General features: G+C 75.0%; 21 protein-coding genes and 1 pseudogene. 8 read left to right on the top strand and 14 right to left on the bottom strand.

Annotation, left to right across the window (positions count from 1 at the left end; genetic code table 11):
* Positions 1–119 precede the first annotated feature (119 nt).
* The gene (locus tag ACFYZY_RS20160) at positions 120–998 is read left to right on the top strand and encodes a LysR family transcriptional regulator (protein ID WP_388695810.1); all 879 of its coding nucleotides are present in this window, start codon (positions 120–122) and stop codon (positions 996–998) included.
* Between the two features lie 45 nt (positions 999–1,043).
* Here the strand turns inward: ACFYZY_RS20160 and ACFYZY_RS20155 are convergent, their stop codons facing one another.
* Both ACFYZY_RS20155 and ACFYZY_RS20150 read right to left on the bottom strand, forming a co-directional pair.
* A complete protein-coding gene (locus ACFYZY_RS20155; RefSeq protein ID WP_388695807.1) occupies positions 1,044–3,209 on the bottom strand; it encodes a putative bifunctional diguanylate cyclase/phosphodiesterase in 2,166 nt (721 codons plus the stop codon).
* The gene (locus ACFYZY_RS20150) at positions 3,206–4,018 is read right to left on the bottom strand and encodes an SAM-dependent methyltransferase (protein WP_388695804.1); all 813 of its coding nucleotides are present in this window, start codon (positions 4,016–4,018) and stop codon (positions 3,206–3,208) included. Before ACFYZY_RS20150 ends, ACFYZY_RS20155 begins: the two co-directional genes overlap by 4 nt.
* Positions 4,019–5,256: 1,238 nt before the next feature.
* Here ACFYZY_RS20150 and ACFYZY_RS20145 point away from each other — a divergent pair.
* Together ACFYZY_RS20145 and ACFYZY_RS20140 are read left to right on the top strand one after the other, a co-directional pair.
* Positions 5,257–6,021 carry a hypothetical protein gene (locus ACFYZY_RS20145; RefSeq protein ID WP_388695801.1) on the top strand — a complete coding sequence of 255 codons (765 nt, stop codon included), beginning with the start codon at positions 5,257–5,259 and terminating at the stop codon, positions 6,019–6,021.
* 237 nt (positions 6,022–6,258) lie between these two features.
* Positions 6,259–6,831 carry a hypothetical protein gene (locus ACFYZY_RS20140; protein ID WP_388695799.1) on the top strand — a complete coding sequence of 191 codons (573 nt, stop codon included), beginning with the start codon at positions 6,259–6,261 and terminating at the stop codon, positions 6,829–6,831.
* Positions 6,832–6,942: 111 nt separating this feature from the next.
* Here the strand turns inward: ACFYZY_RS20140 and ACFYZY_RS20135 are convergent, their stop codons facing one another.
* Positions 6,943–7,563 (bottom strand): hypothetical protein, encoded by a 621-nt coding sequence (locus ACFYZY_RS20135; RefSeq protein WP_388695797.1) that lies wholly within the window; start codon positions 7,561–7,563, stop codon positions 6,943–6,945.
* Positions 7,564–7,962: 399 nt separating this feature from the next.
* Here ACFYZY_RS20135 and ACFYZY_RS20130 point away from each other — a divergent pair, with 399 nt between their 5' ends.
* A complete protein-coding gene (locus ACFYZY_RS20130; protein WP_388695794.1) occupies positions 7,963–8,625 on the top strand; it encodes a class F sortase in 663 nt (220 codons plus the stop codon).
* Positions 8,626–8,685: 60 nt separating this feature from the next.
* Here ACFYZY_RS20130 and ACFYZY_RS20125 read toward each other — a convergent pair whose 3' ends face one another.
* Both ACFYZY_RS20125 and ACFYZY_RS20120 read right to left on the bottom strand, forming a co-directional pair.
* Complete coding sequence (locus tag ACFYZY_RS20125; protein WP_388695791.1) at positions 8,686–9,555, bottom strand: polysaccharide deacetylase family protein; 870 nt, start codon at positions 9,553–9,555, stop codon at positions 8,686–8,688.
* Between the two features lie 103 nt (positions 9,556–9,658).
* The gene (locus ACFYZY_RS20120) at positions 9,659–10,873 is read right to left on the bottom strand and encodes a CapA family protein (RefSeq protein ID WP_388695789.1); all 1,215 of its coding nucleotides are present in this window, start codon (positions 10,871–10,873) and stop codon (positions 9,659–9,661) included.
* 270 nt (positions 10,874–11,143) lie between these two features.
* Between ACFYZY_RS20120 and ACFYZY_RS20115 the strand changes: the two genes are divergently transcribed.
* A complete protein-coding gene (locus ACFYZY_RS20115) occupies positions 11,144–11,701 on the top strand; it encodes a sigma-70 family RNA polymerase sigma factor (RefSeq protein WP_388695787.1) in 558 nt (185 codons plus the stop codon).
* 246 nt (positions 11,702–11,947) lie between these two features.
* On the top strand, positions 11,948–12,442 hold the full coding sequence (locus ACFYZY_RS20110; RefSeq protein WP_388695784.1) for a hypothetical protein: 495 nt from the start codon (positions 11,948–11,950) through the stop codon (positions 12,440–12,442).
* Positions 12,443–12,519: 77 nt separating this feature from the next.
* Here the strand turns inward: ACFYZY_RS20110 and ACFYZY_RS20105 are convergent, their stop codons facing one another.
* The 7 genes and pseudogenes from ACFYZY_RS20105 to ACFYZY_RS20075 form a co-directional block, all read right to left on the bottom strand.
* Positions 12,520–13,728 (bottom strand): histidine kinase, encoded by a 1,209-nt coding sequence (locus tag ACFYZY_RS20105; protein WP_388695781.1) that lies wholly within the window; start codon positions 13,726–13,728, stop codon positions 12,520–12,522.
* A complete protein-coding gene (locus tag ACFYZY_RS20100; protein WP_388695778.1) occupies positions 13,725–15,494 on the bottom strand; it encodes a cation acetate symporter in 1,770 nt (589 codons plus the stop codon). Before ACFYZY_RS20100 ends, ACFYZY_RS20105 begins: the two co-directional genes overlap by 4 nt.
* A 19-nt stretch (positions 15,495–15,513) precedes the next feature.
* Complete coding sequence (locus ACFYZY_RS20095; protein ID WP_388695775.1) at positions 15,514–15,900, bottom strand: hypothetical protein; 387 nt, start codon at positions 15,898–15,900, stop codon at positions 15,514–15,516.
* A 103-nt stretch (positions 15,901–16,003) separates the two neighbouring features.
* A complete protein-coding gene (locus ACFYZY_RS20090) occupies positions 16,004–16,756 on the bottom strand; it encodes a LytR/AlgR family response regulator transcription factor (protein ID WP_388695772.1) in 753 nt (250 codons plus the stop codon).
* A 107-nt stretch (positions 16,757–16,863) separates the two neighbouring features.
* A pseudogene (locus tag ACFYZY_RS20085) lies at positions 16,864–18,221 on the bottom strand (wax ester/triacylglycerol synthase family O-acyltransferase).
* Positions 18,222–18,328: 107 nt separating this feature from the next.
* The gene (locus tag ACFYZY_RS20080) at positions 18,329–20,335 is read right to left on the bottom strand and encodes a SpoIIE family protein phosphatase (protein WP_388695883.1); all 2,007 of its coding nucleotides are present in this window, start codon (positions 20,333–20,335) and stop codon (positions 18,329–18,331) included.
* 145 nt (positions 20,336–20,480) lie between these two features.
* Positions 20,481–21,629 carry a DUF6777 domain-containing protein gene (locus ACFYZY_RS20075; protein WP_388695769.1) on the bottom strand — a complete coding sequence of 383 codons (1,149 nt, stop codon included), beginning with the start codon at positions 21,627–21,629 and terminating at the stop codon, positions 20,481–20,483.
* Between the two features lie 485 nt (positions 21,630–22,114).
* Between ACFYZY_RS20075 and ACFYZY_RS20070 the strand changes: the two genes are divergently transcribed.
* Together ACFYZY_RS20070 and ACFYZY_RS20065 are read left to right on the top strand one after the other, a co-directional pair.
* Positions 22,115–22,660: a DUF1990 family protein gene (locus tag ACFYZY_RS20070; protein ID WP_388695766.1), complete on the top strand. Its 546-nt coding sequence runs from the start codon at positions 22,115–22,117 to the stop codon at positions 22,658–22,660.
* A 22-nt stretch (positions 22,661–22,682) separates the two neighbouring features.
* Positions 22,683–24,107, top strand: a complete 1,425-nt coding sequence (locus ACFYZY_RS20065) for a lipase maturation factor family protein (protein WP_388695763.1) — start codon at positions 22,683–22,685, stop codon at positions 24,105–24,107.
* Positions 24,108–24,223: 116 nt separating this feature from the next.
* Here ACFYZY_RS20065 and ACFYZY_RS20060 read toward each other — a convergent pair whose 3' ends face one another.
* Both ACFYZY_RS20060 and ACFYZY_RS20055 read right to left on the bottom strand, forming a co-directional pair.
* On the bottom strand, positions 24,224–24,394 hold the full coding sequence (locus tag ACFYZY_RS20060; protein ID WP_388695760.1) for a hypothetical protein: 171 nt from the start codon (positions 24,392–24,394) through the stop codon (positions 24,224–24,226).
* A gap of 276 nt (positions 24,395–24,670) precedes the next feature.
* Entirely contained in the window at positions 24,671–26,146 is a 1,476-nt protein-coding gene (locus ACFYZY_RS20055; RefSeq protein WP_388695757.1) for an SDR family NAD(P)-dependent oxidoreductase, read from the bottom strand.
* Between the last annotated feature and the right edge of the window lie 44 nt (positions 26,147–26,190).

The following is a 26,190-nucleotide window of genomic DNA, read 5'->3' as shown; positions in this document are numbered from 1 at the left end:
TCCCCCGTGGGTGCCAGTGCCATGTCCCCGACGCTAGGACCGGAGACCCCGAGAGGTCCAAGACATGGTTCGGCTGATCTCGATAGGCTGGACCTATTCACATCGCCTACGCTGGGACCATGCAGTTCCAGCAGCTCCTCTACTTCGTCGCGGTGGCCGAGACGCGGCACTTCACCCGGGCCGCCGAGCGCGTCCACGTCTCGCAGCCCTCGCTCTCCCAGCAGATCAAGGCCCTCGAACAGGAGCTGGGCGCGGAACTGTTCAGCCGGGCACGGGGGAACATCGCGCTCACCGACGCCGGGGAGGCCCTGCTGCCGCTCGCGCGCCGCATCCTCGCCGACACCGAGACGGCCCGGCTGGAGGTGCAGGAGCTGGTCCGGCTCAAGCGGGGCCGGGTGCGGCTCGGCGCGACCCCGAGCCTGTGCACGGGACTCCTCCCGGACGTGCTGCGGACCTTCCACGACCTGCACCCGGGGATCGAGCTGCTGATCCAGGAGAGCGGTTCGCACGACCTCGTGCGGGAGCTGGCGCGCGGGGCGCTCGACCTGGCCCTCGTGGTACTGCCGCTGCCGACCCCGTCACCCGCGCTGACGACGGTCGAACTGCTCCGGGAGGACCTGGTGGTCGTCTCCGCCGCCTCGGCCCCGGGGCCCCGCCGCCCGGTGCGGATCGCGGACCTGCGCGACCAGCCGCTCGTGATGTTCCGGCACGGCTACGACCTGCGGGAGCTGACGGTGGCGGCCTGTCGGGCGGAGGGGTTCGAGCCCTCGTTCACCGTCGAGGGCGGGGAGCTGGACGCGGTGCTCGGTTTCGTACGGGCCGGGCTGGGGCTCGCGGTCGTCCCGGCCATGGTCGCCGCCCGGGCCGGCCGCGACCTGCGGGTGACGCCCCTCGCCCCGCCGGGCCTGCGCCGCACCATCGCGCTGGCCCACCGCAGCGACGTGGCGCCGCCGAGGGCCGCGCGGGAACTGCAGGGGATGCTGCTCCGGTACGGCTGACGTCCCGTTCCCGGGCGGGTACTGCGCCCGCCCGGGAACGGGACGTCACACCGCGTCCGCCAGGAGCAGGGAGTGGATGCGGTCCGGGGCGCCGGGGCGGGCGTAGTACCAGCCCTGGGCCGTGTCGCAGCCGAGGTCGCGGAGCCGGCGCGCCTGGGCCCCCGTCTCCACCCCCTCGACGGTGACCGCCAGCTCCAGGCTGTGCGCGAGCGCGACGATCCCCTCCACGATCTTCAGGTCCACGGGGTCCACCGGGTGCTGCTGCATGCCCCGGGTGAAGGAGCGGTCGAGCTTGAGGACGCTCACCGGCAGCCGGCGCAGGTTGGCCAGGTTCGAGTAGCCGGTGCCGAAGTCGTCCAGCGCGATGTCGACGCCCATCTCGGCGAGCTGCCGCAGCGGCTTCAGCACGCCCTCGTCGGCGCCGATCAGGGCGGACTCGGTCACCTCCAGGCAGAGCGCGCCCGGTTCGAGGCCGGACCGCTCCAGGACGTCGACGGTGTCGGCCACCAGGCGCGGGTGGTGGAGCTGCGTCGGGGAGAGGTTGACGTTGATGCGGAGCGGGCCGCCGTCGGTGTGCCGGTTCCGCCAGAAGCGGGCCTGGCGCACGGCCTCCTGGAGCACCCATCGGCCGAGCGGCACGATGAGGCCGGTGTCCTCGGCGAGCGGGATGAAGTGGTCGGGGCCGAGCACCCCGTGCTGCGGGTGGCACCAGCGGACGAGCGCCTCCGCGCCGTGCACGCTGCCGTCGCCGAGGTGGACGAGGGGCTGGTACTCGATGAAGAACTCGCCGCGTTCCAGGGCGGCCGGCAGGGCCGTGGTGAGCCCGTGCCGGGTGATGGCGCGGGCGTCGGCCTCGGGGTCGGACAGCTCGAAGCGGTTGCCGCCCGCCGCCTTGGCCCGGTACATGGTGATGTCGGCGCTCCGCAGCACCTCGGCCGGGGTCCGCTCCCCCGCCGGGCCCTCGACCACGCCGAGGCTGCCGCGCACGGTGAGTTCGCGGCCGTCGACGCCGATCGGGGTGGCGAGGGCGCCGAGGATGCGGTCGGCGAGGTCGGTGGCGTCCCGCTCGCCGCCGGAGCCGGTGGTGAGGGCGACGAACTCGTCCCCGCCGAGCCGGGCGACCATCTCGTTGGTCCCGGTGACACAGCTCTGGAGCCGGTCCGCGACCTCCACGAGCAGCCGGTCCCCGGTGGAGTGGCCGAGGCTGTCGTTGATGGCCTTGAATCCGTCGAGGTCGAGGTAGCAGAGGCCGAAGCGGGCGTTGTCGCCGGGGGCGAGCGCCTTCTCCAGGCGCTCGAAGAACAGGGTCCGGTTGGGCAGTCCGGTGAGGGCGTCGTGGGTGGCCTCGTACCGCAGGCGCAGATGGAGCAGGCGCCGTTCGGTGGTGTCCTCCAGGAGGGCCAGCTGGTACTGGGGACGGCCCTCGGCGTCCCGGAGGAGCGAGACGGTGAGGTTGGTCCACAGGACCGTCCCGTCACCCCGGTAGTACGGCTTCTCCACCCGGTAGTGCTCCCGCTCGCCGCGGACCAGCTCCTCGTACAGCCTCCAGACGTGCGGCCCGTCCTCCGGATGGACCCACTCGCTGACCTTCCGGCTGCGCAGCCGGCCCTCCATCCCGCCGAACATGCGGGTGAGGGTCTCGTTGACCTCCAGGAGGTTGCCGTCGAGGTCGGCGATGCCGATGCCGATCGCCGCCCCGTCGAAGACCGCGCGGAAGCGGCTCTCGGTGGCGTGCAGGGCGATCTCGGCGGCGGTGCGGGCGGCGAGCGCGGAGCGGGCGATGGCCTCCTGCTCCGCGAGGGTCCGCTCGCGCAGGGCCTGCGCGTAGCCGGTGGCGACGGCGTGCTGGAGCCGGGCGCAGCGGGCCCGGAGCTCCTCGGCGGGCAGGTCCGACTCCGTACCGCAGTAGAGCACCAGGTACGAGTCGACGACGCCGAGGCTGCGGCCGAGGGCGTCCGGGTCGGTGCAGTGGGCGGCGACGAGGGCCGCGCCGGCGCGCTGGGCGGGGGCCGTGTCGAAGGGCCGGGCGAGCAGGGCGTCGCACAGGGCGCGGGCCGGCGGCAGCAGGTGCCCCTCGAACTCGGCGCGGGTGAGCGACGTGGCGGTCACCGGGAAGATCGCGCGGCTCCAGATGGTGACGAACCGCCTGAGCCTGTCCTCCGGGCCGCCGGCCTCGGCGTCGGCGTCGGCCGGCTGGGACGGGACCTTCACGCCTTGCGCCCCACCCCTGCGAAGCCGGAGAAGGCGGAGGGGTCCTCCTCCTCGACCGGGCTCTCCGGCCGCCAGCGCGGCATCGGGACGAGCCCGGGTTCCACGAGCTCGGTGCCCTCGAAGAAGCGGGCGATCTCGTCGCCCGAGCGCATCACCAGGGGATTGTGGATGGTCCGGTAGACGCCGACGGCGCCGCCGATCCGCTCCTGTTCGAGCGGGACGCCCTCGTACGAGGCGTGGGTGAGGACCAGCAGGCTGCCGGGCGCGAGGGCGTCGACCAGTTCGGCGACGGCCTCGTACGGACGGTCGTGGTCCTCCAGGAAGTGGAGGACGGCGACGAGGAGGAGGGCCACCGGCCGTTCCGGGTCGAGGAGCCGGGCCGTCTCGGGGCTGTGCAGGATGTCGGCCGGTTTCCGCAGGTCGGCGGAGACGACGGCGGCGGCGTCGTCGCCCTCCAGGACGGCGCGGCTGTGGGCGACGGCGACCGGGTCGTGGTCGACGTAGACGACCCGCGCGGCCGGGTCGGCGGCGCGGGCGACCTCGTGCACGTTGCCGAAGGTGGGGATGCCGGACCCGATGTCCAGGAACTGGGTGACGCCGTGGTCGACGGCGTACCGCACGGCGCGCCGCATGAAGGCGCGGTTGGCCTGCATGACCTTGGGCAGTCCGGGCATGAACTCCATGGCCCTGCGGGCGGCTTCCCGGTCGACTTCGAAGTTGTGCGAGCCGCCCAGGTAGAAGTCATACATACGGGACACGCTCGGCACCGAAATGTCGATACCCGGCGGAGCCCAGGCGGGACGCTCCATCAATGTCTCCAACAAGTCGCCGTGGGATACGGCCATGTGTTCGCGGCCGGTGTTCGAGGTGAGGCTACTGATCGCCCGCCAAGAGAGCGAGCAGAAACGGAAATTCGCGGTCCGTTCTTGGTCACACGCCAAAGGCACGTGCTCCCGGAACGCCGACTTCGCGCCTTCGGCCCGTGCACATTCACGTGCATATGAGCGTGCGCCGGTTTGCGAACCGGTCCCGAAAGGGTCCGGAAGAGGCGCGAACACCGCCGCGGCCTGCGGCGTTGACGCGGCGGGGCATGGACCGCCGGCCCGGGAAGCGCCTCGACCGTACCGTTCGACACGGCGACAACCGGACAGTTCTTCTCCCGAAGGCCGGAACTGTTCGTCTCGGCCGTCCACCGGCTCCGTCCGGCCACCCGCGCGGAATCGCGGAAGGCCGCGGTGACGGAACATGACGCCCCGCGTACGCGCTGAGAGGAAGCGTCAAGTCCGCACATCCGGAGATCCCCCGTCCGGCGCATTCACCGGCATTCCGCCCCACCGCGCGAAGACAGTGATCAAGCTCGACAGGTGTCTCCGTACGGATCTCTCCTCGCGCGACCGCTGGCAGCCCTCGCACTGGTGTGGCTGGTCGTCTCCCCCGCACCCGCCACCGCCGACGCCTGCGCCATCGCCACGTCCGGCTCCGCCGGACCGGCCGCGGCGGTGGCGTTCGCCGGGGCGGGCCGGTGCCCGCGCCCGCACACTCCTCCGCCGCACACCCCGCCCCCGCACACTCCTCCGCCGCACACGCCACCCCCCTCGTGCCCGTCGCCCACGCCGTCCCCGTCCCCGTCCCCCACGCCCGCTCCCACGACCCCCGCGCCGCCCCGGCCCACGCCGTCGCCCACACCCGTACCGACGACGCGGCCCCCCGTACCGACGACACCGCCCCCGCCTCCCGTACGGACGACACCGCCGCCCCCCGCGCGGACGACACCGCCGCCCGTTCCCACCGCCCCGCCGCCCGCCACACCGGAGCCGGAGCCCACGCCCCCGCCCGGGTCGTCGTCGGCCGCCGCTCCCCCGCCTTCCGCGCGCCCCGCGCCGCCGGCCCCCGCGCCCGTCGCGCTCCCCCACTACCGCCCCGTCACGCGGCCCAGGCCGGAGGGCGGCACGTCCGTCGTCACCATGACGCTGGTGATCATCGCCCCCGCGGTCCTCGCGACCGCGATCCTGCGCCCCCGCTCCCGCTGATCCCGCCGGAGGAATCCGTGTCCGAATGGCTTGTCCTGTCCCTCGCGATGGCCGCCGCCTGCGCCGTCGTGCTCACCATCGTCGTCATCAACAACCGCCGGATTCCCGAGGACGACGACCCCAGCGAGACGCCGGACGTCATCGAGTACATGACGATGATGATCGGCGTGATCTACGCCATCGTGCTCGGTCTGGCCATCGCCGGCGTCTGGGAGGCCCGGGGAGCCGCCCAGGAGACGGTGCGGCAGGAGGCCCAGGCGCTGCACGAGATCTCGGCCCGCGCCGAGGTCTACCCGCAGGAGGTCCGCGCCCGCATCCGCGCCGACGTCGACGCGTACGTCTCCTACGTGGTCCACGACGAGTGGAAGCACATGTCCGGGACGGGCGAACTGAGCGACGAGGGCACCGCGCTCCTGGAGCGGGTGCGGCGGAGCGTCACCGACTACCGCCCGGCGAACGACTTCGAGGGCCAGGCGTACCAGCCGCTGGTGGACCAGGTGGCCGTCGCCGACGACGCCCGGAACGCCCGGGGGCAGAACGCGGGCGCCACCATGCCCGGGGTGGTGTGGTTCGGCCTGATCATCGGCGCCCTGGTGACGGTCGGCCTGATCTTCACGCTGCAGATCCGCAGGACCGGGCGCGAACTGCTGCTCGCCGGGCTCTTCAGCGTGCTGATCGCCTTCCTGCTCTTCCTGATCTGGGACTTCGACGCGCCGTTCGGGCGGGGCATGTCGGCCACGGCCACGCCGTTCACCGACCTGTTCCCGGGGCTCGACCGGTGAGCCCCGCGCGCCTCCCCGGGCGCTCCTGAGCGTTCCGGCGGACCGCGGCGGATTCCGGGCGGGTCCCGGCGGATTCCGCCACCGGGGCGGGCCGCGCGGGGGACACGCGTGACCCGTTCGCACCTCTGGGATCGCGGCCGCGGTGACGCGCTCCTAGCGTTTCGGACATCGAGGTGCACGCAGGCCCTTCGCGGGAACCCCCTTCCGCGGCTGCCCCTCGGGACCCGGAGGATTCACATGCGCGCGATACGTGTCGCGTCCACCGCCCTGTCGGGGGTGGTCGCCATCGCCCTGGCCGCCCCCGTGGCCGTCGCGGCGGGTGCCCCGGCGCCCCACCCGCGGGCACGGGGCGCCCAGGCCCAGGCCGATTTCGTCGTGTCGCCCTCGGTCGTCACCCCGGGCGGCCGTGTGACGCTGAGCGCTCCCGGCTGCGCCAGTACGGCGACGGCCGCGGCCGGCGTCTTCGACACCGCCGTCATCGCACCGGGCTCGACGGCGACCGCCGTCGTGGACCTGGACGTGAAGCCCGGTGCCGTCTACACGGTGGCGTTCAACTGCACGGGCGGCGTCCAGGGCACCGTGGACCTCACGATCGGCGGCACCGCGGCCCCCGCCCCCGCCACGGCCGTCCCGACCATCCGCTCCACCGTCCTCACGCCCTCGCGCGGCGTCCGGGGCGGTCTGGGCGGTGCGGCGGACGACGGTGCCGGACCGCTCGAACTGGCCGCGGGCGGGGCACTCGTCCTGGCCGCCGCGGGGGGCGTCCTCCTCGTGGTGCGCCGCCGTTCGGGCGCGACCCGGCGCCACTGAACCGGGGGCGTGACGGGAGGCGGTCCGGCCCCTCCCGGGCGGCCGTCGCCCCCGGGTCCCGTCGGGACCCGGGGGCGACGGACACGGGGGCCGGCCGGGAGGTTCGGCCGGTCAGGCTCCCGCACCGGCCGCACGGCGGCGGCGGAGGACGACGAGGCCGCCGCCCAGCGCGGCGGCGGCGACGAGAGCGCCGCCGACGGCCGTCTCGGCGGAGCTGGGGGCCAGCGAGCCACCGAGACCGCCCTGCGCGCCGCGGCCCGGGAGGACGCGGAACGACTGCGTGACCACGGAGGAGTTGCCGTTGCAGCGGACGGCCAGGTTGTAGTTGCCCGGGGTGGCGTCGTTGTAGATCCGGGCGACGGCGCTGGAGAAGCCGTTGGAGTTCCCCGCGAGGCTGGTCTCGGGGAAGGCGTTGGACGTGACCGTGCCGCCGCGGGCGCAGCCCCTGACGGTGATCGTGAGCGTCGATCCCGGGTGGACGTCGAAGGGGTTGACGGTGACGTTGCTCGGGCCGTTGTTGTTCGAGCCGCCGCCGTTGCCACCACCGTTCCCGCCGTTGCCGCCCCCGTTCGGGCCGCCGTGGGAACCACCGTTGGAACCGTTGTTCGGGCCACCGTTGGAGCCGCCGTGCAGGATGTTGCCCGGACCGTTGGTGGCGGCGGCGAGGGGGGCCGCGAGCCCGACCGCCGCGATCGCGGTGGCTGCCACCGCCAGAGTGCGTGCAGCACGCATGGTTGAACCTCCAGTGGAAGACGCCCCGAAGCGGTGCTCCGGGAGTTTCGACGAGTACGCCCTCCACGACGAACCATCACCATTCGTGACGCACCACGCATATCGGCGCTGGGCCACCCCGGTGAGGCGACACGCCGGGGCCGGGGCGCCGTACGCGGCAGAACCGCAGCTCAGGGCCGCCCGAAAGGTTTATCCGACGATTACTCGGATGGGTCAGCCCGCCGTCACCCGCCCGTCGCGCCCCGTCACCCGCCCGGCTCCCGCCCGGATCCGGCCCCCGTACGTCCTCCGGCGGGGTCCGGCACCCGACCGGGGGCGGTCCCCACCCGTTCGGGCCGCCCGGCGCGACGGACCGTCCGGTCACCCTTACCGTTCTGACGACGCCACGAAGGGAGAACCATGCCCCCGAAGGACTTCCGCGTCCCCGAGCGCAGAAGACGCCACCCCTGGGGCGTCCTGGCCCTCGCCATGCTGTCCGGGCTCGCGATGATGCGCAACGGGGTGGACACCCCCTCCGGCCCTCCGCAGCCCGCCGCGGCGGCCCGGCCGGCGGCGCGCCCGGTCGCCCCCCCGGCGCCCTCCGCGGCCACCGGCCTGGAGCCGCTGCCCTTCGCCCCGGCCTCCCGGATCAAGATCCCGGCGATCCGGGTCGCGGCCCCGATCATGGACGTGGGCCTGGACGCGGACGGCTGGGTCGCGGCGCCCCCGCCCCAGGACGCCAACCTCGCCGGCTGGTACCAGAACGGCATCTCCCCCGGCCAGCGGGGCACCTCGGTCATCGTCGGCCACGTCGACAACACGCGGGGCCCGGCGGTCTTCTACGGGCTCGGCTCCCTGGAGAAGGGCCGGCACATCGAGGTCGAGCGCTACGACGGACGGGTGGCGGTCTTCGAGGTCTACGGCGTCGAGGTGTACGCGAAGGACGACTTCCCCGGCGTGCGGGTCTACGCCGACACCGGGCAGCCGGAACTCCGGGTGATCACCTGCGGCGGCGGGTACACGCGCGCGCGGGGGTACGACGGGAACGTGGTCGTCTTCGCCCGTATGGTCGGCTCCCGCTGAGCGGACACGCGGAAGGGCCCCCGCTCCCGGAGCGGCGGGGCCCTTCCTCCGTACCGGCCGTCAGCGCCGGGGGACGGTGAGGTGGTAGCCGGCGCCGAGGAGTTCGGGCAGGTAGCGGCGGAGCGCGGCCACGCTCTGGGAGCGGTCGCCGCCCGCGTCGTGGTTGAGGACGACGACGCCGGGGGCCGCGCCGTCGAGGACGCGGCGGACGACGGTGTCGGTGCCGGGCTCCGTCCAGTCCAGGCTGTCGACGGTCCAGGCGAACGGTTCCATGCCGAGTTCGGCGCCGATCTCGAAGGAGTGCCGGTTCCAGGCCCCGTAGGGCGCGCGGTACCAGAGCGGGGCCGTGCCGAGGGCGCGTTCGACGACCTCGCTGGTGGTGCCCAGTTCGTCGCGGATGCGGGAGGGGCGCAGCCGGGTCATCAGGGGGTGGGACCACGAGTGGTTGCCGACGACGTGCCCCTCCGCGGCCATCCGCCGCAGCAGGTCCCGGTTCTCGGCGGCCATCTCGCCGCAGACGAAGAACATCGCCCGGCAGTCGTGGCGGCGCAGGGTGTCCAGGATGCCGGGGGTGTAGCGGGGGTCGGGTCCGTCGTCGAAGGTCAGCACCATCGTGCGGCCGGCCCCGGACACGCCGAGGAAGGGGCGTTGCCGCACGGGCGGCGACGCGCACCGGTACGCCGGGGGCGCGTAGGCGGTCATCGGCCGGAGGCGGTACGCGCTCGGGGCCGGCCGGGCGGTCCGCGCCCCCGGGCCGGCGGCCGGGGCGGGTCCCGTTCCCGGGGCGTGCCGGGGCGTGGAGGCGTCGGCCGCCCGGTCGGCCCCGGCGAGCCGGTCCGCCGCGAGTACTCCGACGGTGGCGGTGGCACCGAGCGCGGCGGCGAGCCGCAGGACCGCCCGGCGCCCGTTGGGCATCTGATCCTTTTTCATGACCAATGGTTCGTACGGGCGAGGGGCCGTGCGGCTCACCGACACCGCGCGCCCGTACGAAAACACCCGTTGGGCGGACAGCCCGGCGACGGGCTCCCGCGCGCTACCGGCCCATCACGAGGCCGTCCTCGCCGGCGCCCCGGCCGAGCACGACCTGCCGGATCGTGTCGCGGATCGCGGCCCGGCGCGGGTCTCCGGCGTCGGCACCGAGGTTGACCACCCTGCCGCGCGCGGTGTCGAACCACTGGGGGACGAACTCCGCCCTGGTCACCTCCCAGCGTCCGCCGGGGGTCCTGGGCGGCGCGAAGGTGAAGCGGCCGATGCTGCTCTGGTTGCCGCGCGGGTCGAAGACCCCCCGGTGGTCGACCATGTCGCCGGCGATCTGGTCGCCCATTCCGTAGATCACCCAGGTCCCGTTGACCTTCTCGTACGCCTGGGGGACGTGGGCGTGGGTGCCGATGATGAGGTCCACGTCCGGGCGGCCGCCGGTCCGCGAGGCGGTCAGCGTCCGGGCGAGGGAGAGCTGCCGCCCGTCCGGCTCGGTCTGCCACTCGGTGCCCCAGTGGAGGCTGACGACGACCACGTCGGCCCCGGCGGCGCGGGCCGCGCGGGCGTCGGCGATCACCTGCCGCTCGTCCAGCAGACCGACCGCCCAGGGCCTTCCCTCCGGCATCGGGTGGCCGTTGGTGTCGTAGGTGTAGGCGAGCTGGGCGACGGTGGCACCGCCCGCCTCCATCAGGGCGGGCCGGGCCGCCTCCTCGGCGGTGCGGGCCGATCCGGCGTGGCGGACACCGGCCCGGTCGAGGGCGTCGAGGGTCCGGCCGAGGCCCGCCGCCCCGTCGTCCAGGGTGTGGTTGGAGGCGGTGGAGCAGGAGTCGTATCCGGTGGCCCCGAGCGCGGCGGCGACCTCGGGCGGCGACTTGAAGGCGGGGTACCCGGTGTAGGGGCCGCCCTTCTCCCCGTACACGGTCTCCATGTGGCAGACGGCCAGGTCGGCGCCGGAGACGACGGGCTTCGCGCCGGAGAGCATGGGCCGGAAGTCGTAACCGTGCCCGCCCGCGTCCTCGGCCGCCCTGCGGATGACGGAGTCGTGCGGAAGGACGTCCCCGGAGGCCACCAGGGTGAACCCGGCGGGCGCGGACGCCCCGCCGGGCGCGCCGGAAGGGGCGGCGGACCGTCCGGGGGCGGTTCCCGGCGGGGTGGCCCCCGGCACGGCGGCGCCGCCGGACGCGCCGCCCCCGACCGCGCAGCCGGTCGCCGCCGCGAGCAGGACGGAGACGAGCAGGGCCGTCTCCACGGATCTGGTGCGTGAGGGCATGGACGACGCTCCACCCAAATCATGTGATGAACATCTGTTCTGATGAATTGATCCCCGGAGGAAAGGCGCAGTCAAGACTCAAGGCCGCGCAAAGGAAAGAACCGCACCGAAACGGACGCATCGCTTTATCCTGACCGCTCGCCGTGCCATTCGCCGCTCGGTGCGACCGTTCGCCGCAGACCCGTGTCCGTTCCCTGTCCCTCGTCGCCCGGATGCGTTCGTATGCGCTCGTACGCGCCAGGACGACGAGCCGCGGGAGAGGTGGGCAGCATGACGACGGCGACGACCGACGAACGGACCCTGGAGGAGCTGCAGCGGGACCACGGCCCCGCGCTGCTCTCCTTCCTGCTCGGCCTCACCCACGGGGACCGGCAGCGGGCCGAGGACCTCGCCCAGGAGACCCTCGTACGGGCCTGGCTGCACCCCGAGGCGTTCGGCACCCCCTACGACTCCATGCGTCCCTGGCTCTTCACCGTGGCCCGCCGCCTCGCCATCGACGCCCGCCGCTCACGCCTCGCCCGGCCCGCCGAGATCGGTGACGGCGCCCTCGCCGTGACGCCCGACCCCTCCGACGCCACCGCCTCCGCCGAGGCCGCGCTCGACGTGCGGGCGGCGGTCCGGGAGCTGAGCCCCGAGCACCGCGCGGTACTCGTCCGGCTCTACTTCCACGGCCTCACCGTCAACGAGGCCGCCGTCGAGCTCGGCATCCCCGCCGGAACCGTCAAGTCCCGGTCTCACTACGCCCTGCGGCAGCTCGGCCGGTCGCTGCCCGGCTACCGGCCGCGCCGCGCGGGCACCGCGGGGTCCCGCGCCGGGGCCGCGCGGTGAGACCGGAACACCGCCCGCCGCCGCTCCCGTCCCACGTGACACCCGTGGCACCGGCGGTCCCGGGCGCATCGATCCGGCCGGAGGACGTGTCCGAAACCGCCGGGACGAGTTGAGCAGAGCGGGACCCGCGGGCGCCCCTCACGGAGGAGGCTCTTCCCGGGGCCCCGCGCGTCCGGGCCCCGCGTGCCCGGACGCCCCGTGTCCGGGTTCCCCGTGTCCGGTCACGCCCGGGAGAAGGTGGGAGCGTTGCTGTCCGAGAGCACGAACGGCGCCGGTGGCACGAGCGGGGGCGGCCTGGCCGTCCCCATGGCCTGGCTGTGCGCCGAGTACGTGGCCGACGAGGTGCTGCGGGCCGCCGCGCTCGTGGTGCCCGGTTCGCTGGAGTACCGGGCCGGTCTCCGGGCCCTGGCCCTCACCGTCCACCTGACGGAGGACCCGGACCGGCCCCCCGGCGGCCGGACCGACGAGTGGCTGCGCCACACGGCGTACGACCGCCCCTGGCCGCCCTGGGTCGAGGAACGGCTCGCCGCGCGGCGGGCGGCCGGCGGCGGCGACGGACCCGACCTGGCGCTCGCGCACACCGCCTGGCGCCGGCTGCGGGAGACCTGGATCCGCGCCGCCGACCTCGACGGCGGGACGGACGCCGGTCCCGGGTGCGCGCCCGACGAGGACGAACAGGTCTGGCTGCCCGCCTGGAAGCTGGGCCTGCCGCTCGCCCACCTCTCGCTGTACCTGCGCTGACCGGGCCCGCGCGGCCCTCCGGCGCGCCCGCGCCGGCCGGGCGCGCCCCGGGGTGCCCACCGGACTCCGCGGTGCGCTCACGGAGCCGAACGGTGCACCCCGGGACGGTACTTGGGGATGCGCACCGTCACCTTCATGCCCGCTCCCACACCCGTCTCGATGACGAGCCCGTACTCCGGCCCGTACACCTGGCGCAGCCGCTCGTCCACGTTGGAGAGGCCGATGCCGGAGTCCACCGGATGCTCTCCGCGCAGGACGGCGCGCAGCAGCTCCGGGTCCATGCCGATGCCGTCGTCCTCGACGGTCACCACGGCCTCGGCGCCCGCGTCCCGGGCGGCGATGGTGACCCGGCAGCCCTTCTCCCGGTCCTGGAGGCCGTGCTTGACCGCGTTCTCCACCAGCGGCTGGAGACAGAGGAACGGCAGGGTCACCGGCAGGACCTCGGGGGCGATCTGGAGGGTCACCTCCAGCCGGTCCCCGAAGCGCGCCCCGGCGAGTGCCAGGTACTGCTCGATGGAACGAAGTTCGTCGGCGAGCTGGGCGAACTCGCCGTGCCTGCGGAAGGAGTAGCGGGTGAAGTCGGCGAACTCCAGCAGGAGTTCCCTGGCCCGCTCGGGGTCGGTGCGGACGAACGAGGCGATGGCGGCGAGGGAGTTGAAGATGAAGTGCGGGGAGATCTGGGCGCGCAGGGCCTTGATCTCGGCCTCCACCATCCGGGTGCGGGACCGGTCGAGTTCGGCCAGCTCCAGCTGGACGGAGACCCAGCGGGCGACCTCGGTGGCGGCCCGCACCAGGACGGCCGACTCCCGCGAACCGTAGGCGACGAGCGCGCCGAGGACCCCGTCCTCGCCGGTGAGCGGGGCGATCACCGCCCAGCGCAGCGGGCACGCGGGGTCGGCGCATCCGGAGTCGGCGGAGCGGCTGCGGCCGGTCTCCAGGGTCTCGGCGGCCTGTGCCGGGACGTGCGCGCGGTGGTGCTCCTCGCCCGGTCCGTCCCAGGCGAGGACCGTGCCCCGGTCGGTGAGGCAGAGCGCCTCGGTGCCCAGCAGGGAGCGGAGGGTGCGGGCGGCCTTGCCGGCCGTCTCCCCGGTGAGTCCGGCGCGCAGCGGCGGGGCGGCGAGCGAGGCGGTGTGCAGGGTGTGGAAGGTGGCCCGCTCGACGGGGGTGCCGAGGTCGGGGTCGGTGGCGCGGTCCCCGCGCCGGGCGGCGAACCGGCCCAGGACGAAGCCCGCGGCGAGCAGGACGGCTCCGGCGGCGGCCGCCGCGGCGAGGACGAGTCCGCTCACCGGCGGGCTCCCGGCCGGCTTCCGGGACGGGCTTCCGGACGGTCCTCCCGGGTGGGGGCGGCCCCGGTGATCTCCTCCGGGAGGTGGAGCCGGGCGAGGAGCGCCGGGGTGCCGGGCGGGACCCGGCGGGGGGTGGCGAGGGAGACGAGGACCATGGTGAGGAAGCCGAGCGGGACCGACCAGACCGCGGGCCAGGCCATCAGGGTGTGCGGCCAGCCCCCGGGGGCGAGCCCGGCCCTGGTGGCCATGACGGCCGCGAGGGCGGAACCGCCGCCGAGCAGGAGCCCGGCCGTCGCGCCGGGCGGGGTGAGCCTCCGCCACCAGATGCCGAGGACGAGCAGCGGGCAGAAGGAGGAGGCGGAGACCGCGAAGGCGAGCCCGACGGCGTCCGCGACCGGCACCTTGGAGGCGACCACGCCCGCGCCGAGCGGGACGGCGGTGGCGAGCAGGGTCGCCAGGCGGAAGTGCCGGACGCCCCGGGAGGGCAGCACGTCCTGGGTGAGGACCCCGGCGACGGACATGGTGAGCCCGGAGGCGGTGGAGAGGAAGGCCGCGAAGGCCCCGCCCGCGAGGAGCGCCCCGAGCAGGTCGCCGGGGAGTCCGCCGAGGATCCGGTCGGGCAGGACGAGGACGGCGGCGTCGGCGGAGCCGGTGAGGGCGAGTTCGGGGGCGTAGATCCGGCCGAGGGCGCCGTAGAGCGGCGGCAGCAGGTAGAAGGCGCCGACGAGACCGAGGACGACGAGGGTGGTGCGGCGGGCGGCGCGGCCGTGCGGGCTGGTGTAGAAGCGGACGGCCACGTGCGGCAGGCCCATGGTGCCGAGGAAGGTGGCCAGGATCAGGCCGTACGTGGCGTACAGCTGGTGTCCGTCGCGGCCGCCGGCCAGCGGCTGGGACCAGCCGAGGGGGTCCGCTCCCCCGGCCGCCCTGCCGGGCAGCGGCGTGTCCGGCGCGAAGGCCAGCGTGGTGCCGCCGAGGACGTGGTGGGTGCCGGGAGCGAGGGTGACGGGCCGTCCGGTGTACGGGACGGAGTCGACGGTGCCGGTGACGGTGACGGTCAGCGGGGCGTCGATCCCGATCCGCACCGTGTCGGCGACCCGGACGGCGGTGTGGCCGCGCAGCACGGCGGGGGCGTCGAAGCGGGCGCGGGGCGCCCCGTCCCCGTACCAGGCGGCGAGCAGGAAGAGCGCGGGGACGAGCAGGGCGGTGAGCTTCAGCCAGTACTGGAACGCCTGGACGAAGGTGATGCTGCGCATGCCGCCCGCCGCGACGGTGCCGGTGACGACGACGGCGACGAGCAGGCCGCCGACCCAGCCGGGGGCGCCGGTGAGGATCTCCAGGGTGAGCCCGGCGCCCTGGAGCTGCGGCAGCAGGTACAGCCAGCCGATGCCGACGACGAGGAGGCTGGCGAGCCGCCGGACCCGCCGGGACTCGAGGCGGGCCTCGGCGAAGTCGGAGAGGGTGTACGCGCCGGAGCGGCGCAGCGGGGCGGCGACGAGGACCAGCAGGACGAGGTGTCCGGCGGTGTAGCCGACCGGGTACCAGAGCATGGCGGGGCCCTGGACCAGGACGAGTCCGGCGATGCCGAGGAAGGAGGCGGCGGAGAGGTACTCGCCGCTGATGGCGGCGGCGTTGAGGCCCGGCCGGACGGTTCGCGAGGCGACGTAGAAGTCGGAGGTGGTGCGGGAGATCCGCAGGCCCAGGGCGCCGATGAGGACGGTGGCGAGGACGACGGCGGTGACGGCGACGACCGCGTGGGTCTGGTTCATGCGGGGCGGCCCACCGTTCTCAGCGTTCGACGAGGCCGGTGAAGTCGCGCTCGTTGCGCTCGGCGCGGCGGACGTACCAGAGGGCGATGCCCCAGACGACGGGGTAGGCGCCGACGCCGAGGGCGAGCCAGACCAGGGCCTCGGGGGCGGGCAGCGCGAGGACGAGCGGGAGGGCGCCGACGAGCAGGGCGAGCGCGCCGAGGGCGGTGAGGGCGGCACGGAGCTGACTGCGCATCAGGGAGCGGACGTAGGTGTGCCCGAGGGTGGTCTGCTCGTCGATCTCGGAGCGGGCCGGGGGATGGGCGGGGCGCCGTCCGGCGGGGGCCGGGACTCCCGCGGCACCGTGGGCGGAGGCGTAGGTGACGGTCTCGCGCCGGGGTCCGCGCGGCGGGTGGTGCTCGGACATCGGCGTCCGCTCCGGCATCTCTCGGCTTCGGGTGGTGCGGGCGGTGCGGCCCGGGACGCGTGGAGTCTACGCAGCGGGGTCGCGGGGCGGTAGGCGTACGGGGTCAGCCGCCGGCCCGGCGCATCAGGAGGTCCCGCAGCTGGCGGGCGTGCCGGCGGCTGACGGCGAGGTCGGTGTCGCCGACGCGCACCGAGGTGGCGCCGCCGTCGAGCCGGAGTTCGTCGATCCGGGCGAGGGCCACGAGGTGGCTGCGGTGGATGCGGACGAAGCCCCGGTCCGCCCAGCGTTCCTCGAGGGTGGAGAGGGGGATGCGGACGAGGTGGCTGCCCCGGTCGGTGTGGAGGCGGGCGTAGTCGCCGTGGGCCTCGACGTAGGCGATGTCGTCGACGGGGACGAAACGGGTGACGCCGCCGAGTTCGACGGGGATCTGTTCGGGGGCCGCCGGGGCGGGCGCGGCGGCGGTGGTGTGGACCAGCTCGTGGACGCGGCGGACGGCTTCGGCGAGGCGTTCGCGGCGCACCGGCTTGAGGACGTAGTCGACGGCCTTCAGGTCGAACGCCTGGAGGGCGAAGCCCTCGTGGGCGGTGACGAAGACGACGAGCGGGGGGCGGGCGAACCCGGCGAGCAGCCGGGCCACGTCGAGTCCGGTGAGGCCGGGCATGTGGATGTCGAGGAAGACGACGTCGACGGCGTCCTCGCCGTCGGGCCCCGCCTCCAGGGCGCGGCCGATCCTGCGCAGCGCCGCCGTCGCGTCACCGGCGCCCTCGGCGGTGCGGACGCGCGGGTCGGCGCGCAGCAGGTAGAGCAGTTCCCCGAGGGCGGGCTCCTCGTCGTCCACGGCCAGTACGCGCAGCATGCGGCGGAGTCTAGAACGTGCCGCGGAGGGCTCCGGCGGTCGGGAACCGTGCGGCGGGGGGCTGCGGCGGGCCGGGAGCCGCGTGCTGAAGGGGCTCCGGCGGGCCGTCACCTCCCGGGGGTGCCGCCCTCCCCCGGGTCGAGGAGGGCGAGTTCGGCGGTGAGGGCGGCGGCGAGGGCGTCGGGGTCGGGGACGGCCTCGCCGTCGGCGACGAGGCCGATGTGGACCTGCCCGCCGTACGGGCACATGGCGACGGCGAGGGACTGGCCCCGGGCCAGCGGGGCCATGGGGAAGAGCGCGCGCAGCGGGGCGCCGCCGAGGGAGAGCGCGGAGCGGGGCAGGGGCACCTGGGTGACCAAGAGGTCGAAGAGGAGGCGGGCCGCGCCGGAGGCGAGGGGGGCGCCGAAGCGGTGGGCGAGCGGGTGGAGCCGGTCGGCGAGGAGGGCGACGGCTCCGGCGCCCCGGGAGGGGCCCGCCGCCTTGTTGCGTTCCATGGCGCGCCGGACGGCGGCGAGCCGGGCGGCCGGGTCGGGTTCGGTGACGGGCAGGTCGAGGAGGTAGCCGGAGAGGCTGTTGCCGGGGCCGGACGGGACGCCGGGGCGGCGGCGGGAGACGGGGACGAGGGCCCGGGGTCGGCCCCGGGCAGGGGCAGGCCGCGCTCCTCGAACCAGCGGCGCAGGGCTCCGGCGACGACGGCGAGGAGGACGTCGTTCGCGGTGCCGCCGGTGGTGCGGCGGACCCGGTGGACGCGGTCCAGGGACAGGGTCGCGGTCGCGATCCGGCGGGTCCCGCTGGGGTGGGCGGCGAGGGCGGCGGTGGGGCGCCCGTCGAGGCGGCTGGCGCGGACGACGGAGGCACCGACCCCGACGGCCCGGCCGAGGTCGCCGAGGCGGCCCCGGGCGATGCCGAGGAGGTGGCCGGGGCCGGGGAGCCAGGAGCGCGGGGGTACGGGCCGGGGGCGGCGCGCGGGATGCGGGGAGGCGGCGGTCCCGTCGAGGACGCCGGCGCCGATGGCGACGGCCCGCATGCCGTCGGCGAGGGCGTGGTGGAGCTTGACCAGGACGGCGAAGGAGCCGTCGGGCGCCCCGCGGAGCAGGTACATCTCCCAGGGCGGCAGCCCCCGTTCGACGGGGCGTTCCATGAGTTCGGCGGCGAGCCGGTTGGCCTCGGCGGGGAAGTCGGCGCCGGGGAGGGCGACCTCGCGGACGTGGCGGCGCACGTCGAAGTCCGGGTCGGGGCTCCAGGCCGCGCCGCCGACGGGGAGCAGGACGTCGCGGACGCGCATCCGGAGCCGGGGGACGGCGGCGGCACGGCGGGCGAGCAGCCCCAGGACGTCGGCCGGTCCGTCGCCGGGGGCCGCGGGTACGGGGCCGAAGTGGGCGAGGGCGCCGAGGTGCAGGGGGTGGGCGGCGGATTCCAGGTGCCAGAAGGCCAGGTCCAGCGGGGCCAGTAGCTCGGTGGTCACGGGTCGGGTGTCCTCACGTCCTGCGTGCGCGGAGGGGCGGGAGATCGCAGTCAACCGCTACCGTCGGTCACGGTCAAGCATGATCGGTCGACGCTGCGTGAGCGGCCTCAGCGCTCCGCGCCGGTGCTCCCGGCGCCGGGGTCCTCCACGACGAATTCGCACCACACGCACTTGCCGCCGCCCCGCGGTTCCACGCCCCACGCGTCGGAGAGCTGGTCGACCAGGAGCAGTCCCCGCCCGGACACGCCCGCCTCGCCGGCGTCGCGCCGCCGGGGCAGGGCGCTGGACCGGTCCTCGACCTCCACCCGCAGCCGCCGTACGGGCCCGGGGAGGACCCGCAGGGTCACGATCGTCCCCCCGTCGGTGTGCATGAGCGCGTTGGTCATCAGCTCGTCGGCGGCCAGCTCGATCTCGTCCGCGCGCTCCCCCGCGCCCCAGGCCCGGACGGCGGCCCTGATCATGTGCCGGGCCGAGCTGAGCGCCTCCGGATCGCTCTGGGCCACGTGCTGCTGGAACCGTCCGGCGCCGGGGGCCTGCGTGGCGTGCCGGCGCAGCAGCAGGATCGCGACGTCGTCCTCGCCGCCGCGTTCCGCGACCACGTCGCACAGGTGGTCGGCCAGTTCCTGGAGGTCGGCGGGGCCGCGCCGGACGAGGGAGGAGAGCCACTGGAGGCCCTCGTCGAGGTCGGCGCCCGGTTTCTCCACGAGTCCGTCGGTGTAGAGCATCAGGGTCTGTCCGGGGTCCAGTTCCAGGGCGGTCACCGGGTAGTCGAGGCGGCCGAACTCGGCCGAGAGCCCGAGCGGCAGTCCGCCCTCCACCGGCAGCCTGCGGCACCTGCCGTCGGCCTCCCTGAGCAGGGGGTCGACATGGCCGGCGCGGACGAGCTGGACGACCCCGGTGCCGAGGTCGACCTCCGCGTACGTGCAGGTGGCGAAGCGTTCGGTGTCGAGTTCGTGCAGGAAGACGGAGGCTCGCGCCATCACCGTGGCCGGGGGGTGGCCCTCGGCGGCGTAGGCGCGCAGCACGATCCGCAGCTGGCCCATGACGGCCGCCGCGTGGGTGTCGTGGCCCTGGACGTCGCCGATGACGGCGCCGACCCGCCCGCCGGGCAGCGCGATGACGTCGTACCAGTCGCCGCCGATGTCCCGGCCGAGCCGGGCGGAGCGGTAGCGGACGGCCGTCCGGGCGCCGGGCACCTCGGGGATCCGGCGCGGCAGCATGGCCTGCTGGAGTCCTTCGGCGAGGTCGTGCTCCTGTTCGTACAGCATGGCCCGCTGGAGGCTCTGGGCGATGCCGCTGCCGAGGGCGACGAGCAGGGTCCGTTCGTCCTCGCTGAAACCGGTCCTGTCGCTGTAGAGGAGTCCGAGCGCGCCGATCGGCCGGGCCTGGGCGATGAGCGGCAGGTAGGCGGCGGCGGTGATGCCGAGTCCGCTGATGTGCGGCCAGAGCACCGGGAAGGATTCGGAGAAGTCGCGGGCCGAGTCGATGAACCGGGGGCGCAGGGTGCGGATCACCTCGCTCATCGGGTACGGCTCGTCCACCCGGGTGAAGCGGGTGCCCGGCACGAAGGCCCCTTCGGGGCCCTCGGCGACCAGGTGGATGCGGCCCGCCTCCAGGAGGCCCATGACGAGACTGGCCGCGCCGAAGTGTTCGAGGGCCTGGGAGTCGTTGAGGAGGTCGATGACGTCCTGCACGGTCCGGGCGTGGGCGAGGGCGGCGGTGGTGCCCTCCACGACGTCGGCCCGTTTGCGGCGTCCCTCGTCCAGGCCGAGCCGGGCGGCGGGTTCGGTGAGTTCGTGGGTGGCGTCGCGCAGGACGCCGATGATGCGCACGGGGCGGCCGGCGTCGTCGCGCAGGACGATCCCCTGGGTGTGGGTCCACTGGTGGCCGCCGTCGCGGCGGCGGATGCGGAAGTACGCGCCGTACTGGTCGCTGCCGTCCTTGAGCGCCTGCGTCACCAGGGCGTCGAGACGGGCGCCCTCGTCCGGCAGGACCCGCGGGGCCAGGGACTCGGGGTGCCCGTCGTACTCCTCGCGGTCCATGTCGAAGACGGCGAGGGCCGCGTCGTCCATGACCATCGTCCCGGCGGTCAGGTCCCAGTCGAAGCCGCCCATCCGGAAGGCGGAGCCGTACGCGGAGAGGATCGCGGCCCCTTCCGGCGGGCGGTGGCCGGGGTCTCCCGCCGTCCGGCCCCGGTCGTCCGCGCTCATGGGGCCACGCCGGGCGCGGTCCCGTTCGTACGCACCATGGAGATCCGCTTCATCCCTCGAAGGTCTCGGGCTGGTCCGGCACCGGTCCGGGCGGGAGGACCTCCCCGGGCGGCAGCTCTCCGTCCGGCGGGGCGGAGGGGTCGGCGAACGGGTCGGGGAAGGGCTCGGCGGGGGGTTCGGGGTACGCGTCCGGGTCGGGGGCCGGGGAGGCGTCCCCGGGCACGGACGGGTCGGGGTCCGGGGCGGACTCCGACGGGGTGCCGGGGTCCGGGGTGCCGGGGTCCGACGGGTCCGGGGGCGTGGGGGCGGAGTCCGGCGGGGTGCGGCCGGGGGCGCTGGGGTCGGGGGTGGCCGGGCCGGGCCGGACGCACGCGTCCGGGTCGCAGGCCGGTTCCACGTCGGGCCTGCGGTCCTCCGCGCCGTCGCTGCCCGTCCGCCGTTCGATCCAGGTGCGGTCGGTGGCGTTCACGATGACCAGGCCGGGGACGGGAGCGGGGGCCGGACGGACGGTGATCACGCGGTCGGGGTCGAAGCCGTCCCAGGGGTCGCCCCGGTGGACGCCGCCCCTGTCCGCGGCCGGGGCGCCGAGCGGGTTGCCGCAGGCGCAGCGGACGCGCGGGGCGCCGTACCGGTCGACGAGGACCGCCGTACCGTTCTGCAGGACCGACTGGAAGGCGTGGGCCCGGCCGTCGCGGTAGCCGTGGCCGGTGACGCGGACGTCCTCGCGCAGGGCGACGGGGGTGAGGCCGCGCAGCCAGTCGGCGACACCGGCCCCGGGGACGCCGACGGCCCCGGCGAACGCCTTCGTCTTCTTCCCGTCCCCGGCGAGGAGGGCGATCTGCCGTTCGACGTCGCAGCTCCCGATCGCGCGGGTGCCGCCGTAGAGGCCGGGGGTGGAGCCGGTGACCTCGCGGGTCCCCCCGGTGCCGCCCGCGTCCCGGTCCCCGGCGGGGGCCGAGGGCCGGACGGTGTTCCGGACGGTGGAGGCGGTGAAGGGGTCGGGCCCCGGGGTGGCGGACGCCTGGAGCAGGACGTCCTGGGCGGGGGCCGCGGCGGCCCGTGCCGCTCCCCCGGCGCCGGTCTCCCCGGAGGAGCAGCCGGTGAGCAGCAGGGCCGAGGCGAGTGCCGCGGCGGCGAGGCGGGCCCCCTCGCGGGGAGCGGTGACGGTTCGCCGCGTCCGGCGGAGGGGTGGAGGCACCTGGATTCTCCCGACGTTCTCTCCTGCGGGCCCGGGGCCCGGTTCCGGCCAGTTCTTCATGTCTGTCGTACGGCGCGGGCGCCCGCAAGCGGAGGAGGGCCGACCGGGGCATTCGCCGGACACCGGCACTTGAACACGTTCAGGGGAAGCCCTACGCTCGTTCTGTGGCTTGAACACGTTCAAGCAGGGTGCGGGGGTCCGCGCCGCCGGGCCCCGTGGAGAGCGACCGCGACGGCCGGCGCGGTCCGGGCGGTCCCGGCGGGGCTCGCGCTCCCGGGCCCTCCCGGTCCGGACGGCCGCGGCCCGCGCCCCGGTGACACCCGGTGGCGCCCCGGATTTCGCCGTCCGCGCCCCGGAGGCCCGGTGACGGCGGCACACTGACGGCACCGGTTCGGCCCGCCCGTCCCCGCAACCGTCCCCTTCGTCACCCTCATCCCCTTCGCCCCGTCCTCGTCCTCGCCCCCCTCGCGAACGGAGTCCCCGGCATGACCCGCCTCCTGAAGGACCTCTCCCGGCCCGCCCGCCCGGACCTCACCTACCGCGAGACCGGCGCCACCCGCACCCCGGAGGTCCTTCCCGACGCCTACCACCACCTGCGGTGCAGCACGGTCGTCGGCCACGGCCGGGCCGCCTTCGAGACGGCGGGCGCCGCCGTCACCACCTGGCGGGCGCACCGCCGCTCCGGCGCGGTCGTCGTCGCGGACGCCGACCGCGCCGAGCCCGGCGTCCGCGTGGAGGTCTCGCTGGGCGTCGGCCCCCTCCGGATCAGCGCTCCCTGCTCGGTGGTCTGGACGGCGTACGAGGAGAACCGCACCGGGTTCGCCTACGGCACCCTCACCGGGCACCCCGAACGCGGTGAGGAGTCCTTCGTCGTGGAGCTCGAACCCGACGGCACCGTCCGGTTCACCGTCACCGCCTTCAGCCGCCCCGCCGTCTGGTACACCCGGCTCGCCGGCCCCCTGGTCCCCCCGCTCCAGCGCGCGTACGCCCGCCGCCTCGGCCGGACCCTCCGGCGGCTCGTCAGGACCTGACCCCTGGCCGATACTGGGGACGGTGGAATGGTTCACGGCACCCGATCTCTGGCCGGCCCGGATCGCCTTCCAGCGCGGTCTGGCCGCCCTGTACTGCGTGGCGTTCCTGTCGGCCGCCCTCCAGTTCCGGGCGCTGATCGGGGAGCACGGCCTGCTCCCGGTGCCGGAGTACCTGCGCCGGACCCGGCCGCGCGACGCCCCCTCCCTCTTCCGCCTGCGCTACTCCGACCGCCTGTTCGCCGCCGTCTCCTGGACGGGGGCCGCGCTGGCCCTGGCGGTGACGGCGGGCGCGGCGGACGCCGTGCCGCTGCCGGTCTCGATGCTCCTGTGGCTGGTGCTGTGGGCGCTGTACCTGTCGATCGTGAACGTCGGCCAGACCTGGTACGCCTTCGGCTGGGAGTCGCTGCTCCTGGAGGCCGGGTTCCTGGCCGTCTTCCTCGGCAACGACGACACCGGCCCGCCCGTCCTGGTGCTGTTCCTGCTGCGCTGGCTGCTCTTCCGGGTCGAGTTCGGCGCCGGGCTCATCAAGATCCGCGGCGACCGCTGCTGGCGGGACCTGACCTGTCTCTGCCACCACCACGAGACCCAGCCGATGCCCGGCCCGCTGAGCTGGTTCTTCCACCACCTCCCCCGGCCGCTGCACAAGGCGGAGGCGGCGGCCAACCACGTCGTCCAGCTCGTCGTGCCGTTCTTCCTCTTCGCCCCGCAACCGGTCGCCACGGTCGCGGCCGGGCTGATGGTGGTGACCCAGCTGTGGCTGGTCCTCTCGGGGAACTTCGCCTGGCTGAACTGGCTCACCGTCGTGCTCGCCCTCTCCGCCGTGGACGCCTCCCCCCTCACCGGCGACCACCCGCGGCCCGACCCGCCGCTCTGGTACGTGGTCCTGGTCGTCGCGGTGACCGTCCTCGTCCTGGTCCGCAGCCACCGCCCGGTGCGCAACCTGCTCTCCCGGAACCAGGCGATGAACCGCTCCTACGACCCGTTCCACCTGGTCAACAGCTACGGCGCGTTCGGTACGGTCGGGCGGGTCCGGGACGAGATCGTGATCGAGGGCACCGACGACCCCGCGCCGCACCCGGGCAGCGTCTGGCGGGAGTACGGCTTCAAGGGCAAGCCGGGCGACCCGCGCCGGCTGCCGCGCCAGTTCGCCCCGTACCACCTGCGGCTCGACTGGCTGATGTGGTTCGCGGCGCTCTCCCCGGGGTACGCGCGCGCGTGGTTCGGCCCCTTCGTGGAGCGGCTGCTCGACGGCGACCGGGACACCCTGCGGCTGCTCGCCCACAATCCGTTCCCGGACGCGCCGCCGGTCCACGTGCGGGCCCGGCTGTACCGCTACCGCTACACGACCTGGGGCGAGCTGCGCGCCACCGGGGCCTGGTGGCACCGGACGCTCCTGCGGGAGTACCTGCCGCCGACCCGGCTGCGAAGACCGGCGGGGCCGTCCTGAGGCCCTGCGGCCCGCCGGAGACCCCCGGCCCCGGGCCCCGTGCCCGCGCCGGACACGCCGGTGCCCCCGGCCGGGGGTCCGGACGGGGGCACCGGGAGGCGCGTCGGGTCGCCGGCTCAGTCGATGCCGGGCAGGATGTGGGGCTCCGCGAGGTCTTCCTCGTAGCCCGCGAGCCGGATCGGGGCCGAGCGGGCCCAGACCTCCAGGCTCCCCAGCTCGCCCTTCCGGCGCGGCCGGTCGGTGGGTTCGGTCGGTCGCGGTTCCTGCTTGGTCAGTTCGGGTGTCACCGCGCACTCCTTCGTGTCGCGTACCTGTGAGGACAAGTGCCGTGCGGTCGCGGTGGCGCCGTTCGTCGGGCGGGTCCGCGGCCTTGGTGGCAGGCCGGTCCCGGGAAGGCCGTGAGGAAGGTGTGTCTCCTCGGTGGCCGACCGTGAACATCAGAGTAACCAAATGAGCGCGCACGCGCTCTGCCGGGCTCATCTGTGTGACGCGATCGGGTGAAGCACGCCGAAAGGGCGCCCCATCCGACCGGTGGGGCGCCCTTGACGGAAAAGGGGTGCGGGTTACCAGTTGGCCGGGGCGTAGTCCTTGAGGAACACCCCGTACAGGTCCTCGCCCGCCTCGCCGCGCACGACCGGGTCGTAGACCCGGGCCGCGCCGTCGACCAGGTCGAGCGGGGCGTGGAAACCGGCCTCGGCGAGGCGCAGCTTGTCGAAGTGCGGACGCTCGTCGGTGATCCAGCCGGTGTCGACCGAGGTCATGAGGATGCCGTCGGTCTCGAACATCTCCTGGCCGCTGGTCCGCGTCACCATGTTCATCGCGGCCTTCGCCGCGTTGGTGTTCGGGTGCCCGGCGCCCTTGTAGCCGCGGCTGAAGACGCCCTCCATGGCGGAGACGTTCACGACGTAGGCGCGTCCGCTGGACGCCTTGCGCGCGGCCTCGGCCATCACCGGACGCAGCTTGCTGATCAGGATGAACGGCGCCGTGTAGTTGCACAGCTGCGTCTCGAGGAGTTCCACCGGGGAGATCTGCTCGATGCTCTGCACCCACGTGTTGCTCTCGACGACGTCCGGCAGGAGGCCGCCCGCGTCGATGGCGGTGCCGTCGAGGTGCCGGGCGATGCTGGCGTTGCCCGCGACCAGGGCGAGGTCCGCGACCTTCTGCGCCTCCAGGCCGCTCGTGCCGGCGGGCAGCGCGGCGAGGCCGTCCACCGCGCCCGAGTTGAAGGCGCCGATGACGTGGTGGGCGGGGAGTTCACCGGCGGGCAGCGGCGCGCTCTCGCCCTCGACCAGGGCGGCGTACGCGGAGGGGAGGCGGCGCACGGTCTGCGTCGCGTTGTTGATGAGGATGTCCAGCGGTCCGGCCTCGGCCGTCCGGTCGGCGAGGGACACGACCTGGGCCGGGTCCCGCAGGTCGATGCCGACGACCTCCAGGCGGTGCATCCAGTCCGCGGAGTCCTCCATCGCCTTGAAGCGGCGGATGGCGTCCTTGGGGAAGCGGGTGGTGACGGTGGTGTGGGCGCCGTCGCGCAGCAGCCGCAGCGCGATGTACATGCCGATCTTGGCCCGGCCGCCGGTGAGCAGCGCGCGCTTGCCGGTGAGGTCGGCGCGGGCGTCCCGCTTGGCCCGGTTCTCGGCGGCGCACTTCTGGCAGAGCTGGTGGTAGAAGTAGTCGACCTCGACGAACCGCGTCTTGCAGACGTAGCAGGAGCGGGGGCGCTGGAGTATCCCCGCGATCCTGCCCTCCTCGGTGGCGGGCGTGGGCAGGAGGCCCTCGGTCTCGTCGTCGATGCGCTGGGCCGAGCCGGTGGCCGTGGCCTCGGTGACCGCCCTGTCGTTGGCGGTCTTGGCGGCCCGGCGCTCCTGGCGGCGGCGCTGCTTCACCGTCCGGTAGATCCCGGCGGTGGCCCGGCGGACGAGGATCGCGTCCGGGTGGTCGACCTCCAGCTTGTCGAGTTCTTCGAGGACGCCGAGGCAGACGGCCAGGCGCTCGGGGTCGATGCCCGGCCCGTAGTCCTGGGTTTCTTCGGTCACCGTCATGGCCTTCGGGTTCCTCGTTCGCTCGTACGTCGCCGCTGGCGGGC

It is taken from the genome of Streptomyces sp. NPDC001744 (genome assembly GCF_042892575.1).
Lineage (GTDB): Bacteria > Actinomycetota > Actinomycetes > Streptomycetales > Streptomycetaceae > Streptomyces.
Note: the sequence above shows the minus strand (reverse complement) of the source record. Positions and strands in the feature narration are given on the sequence as shown.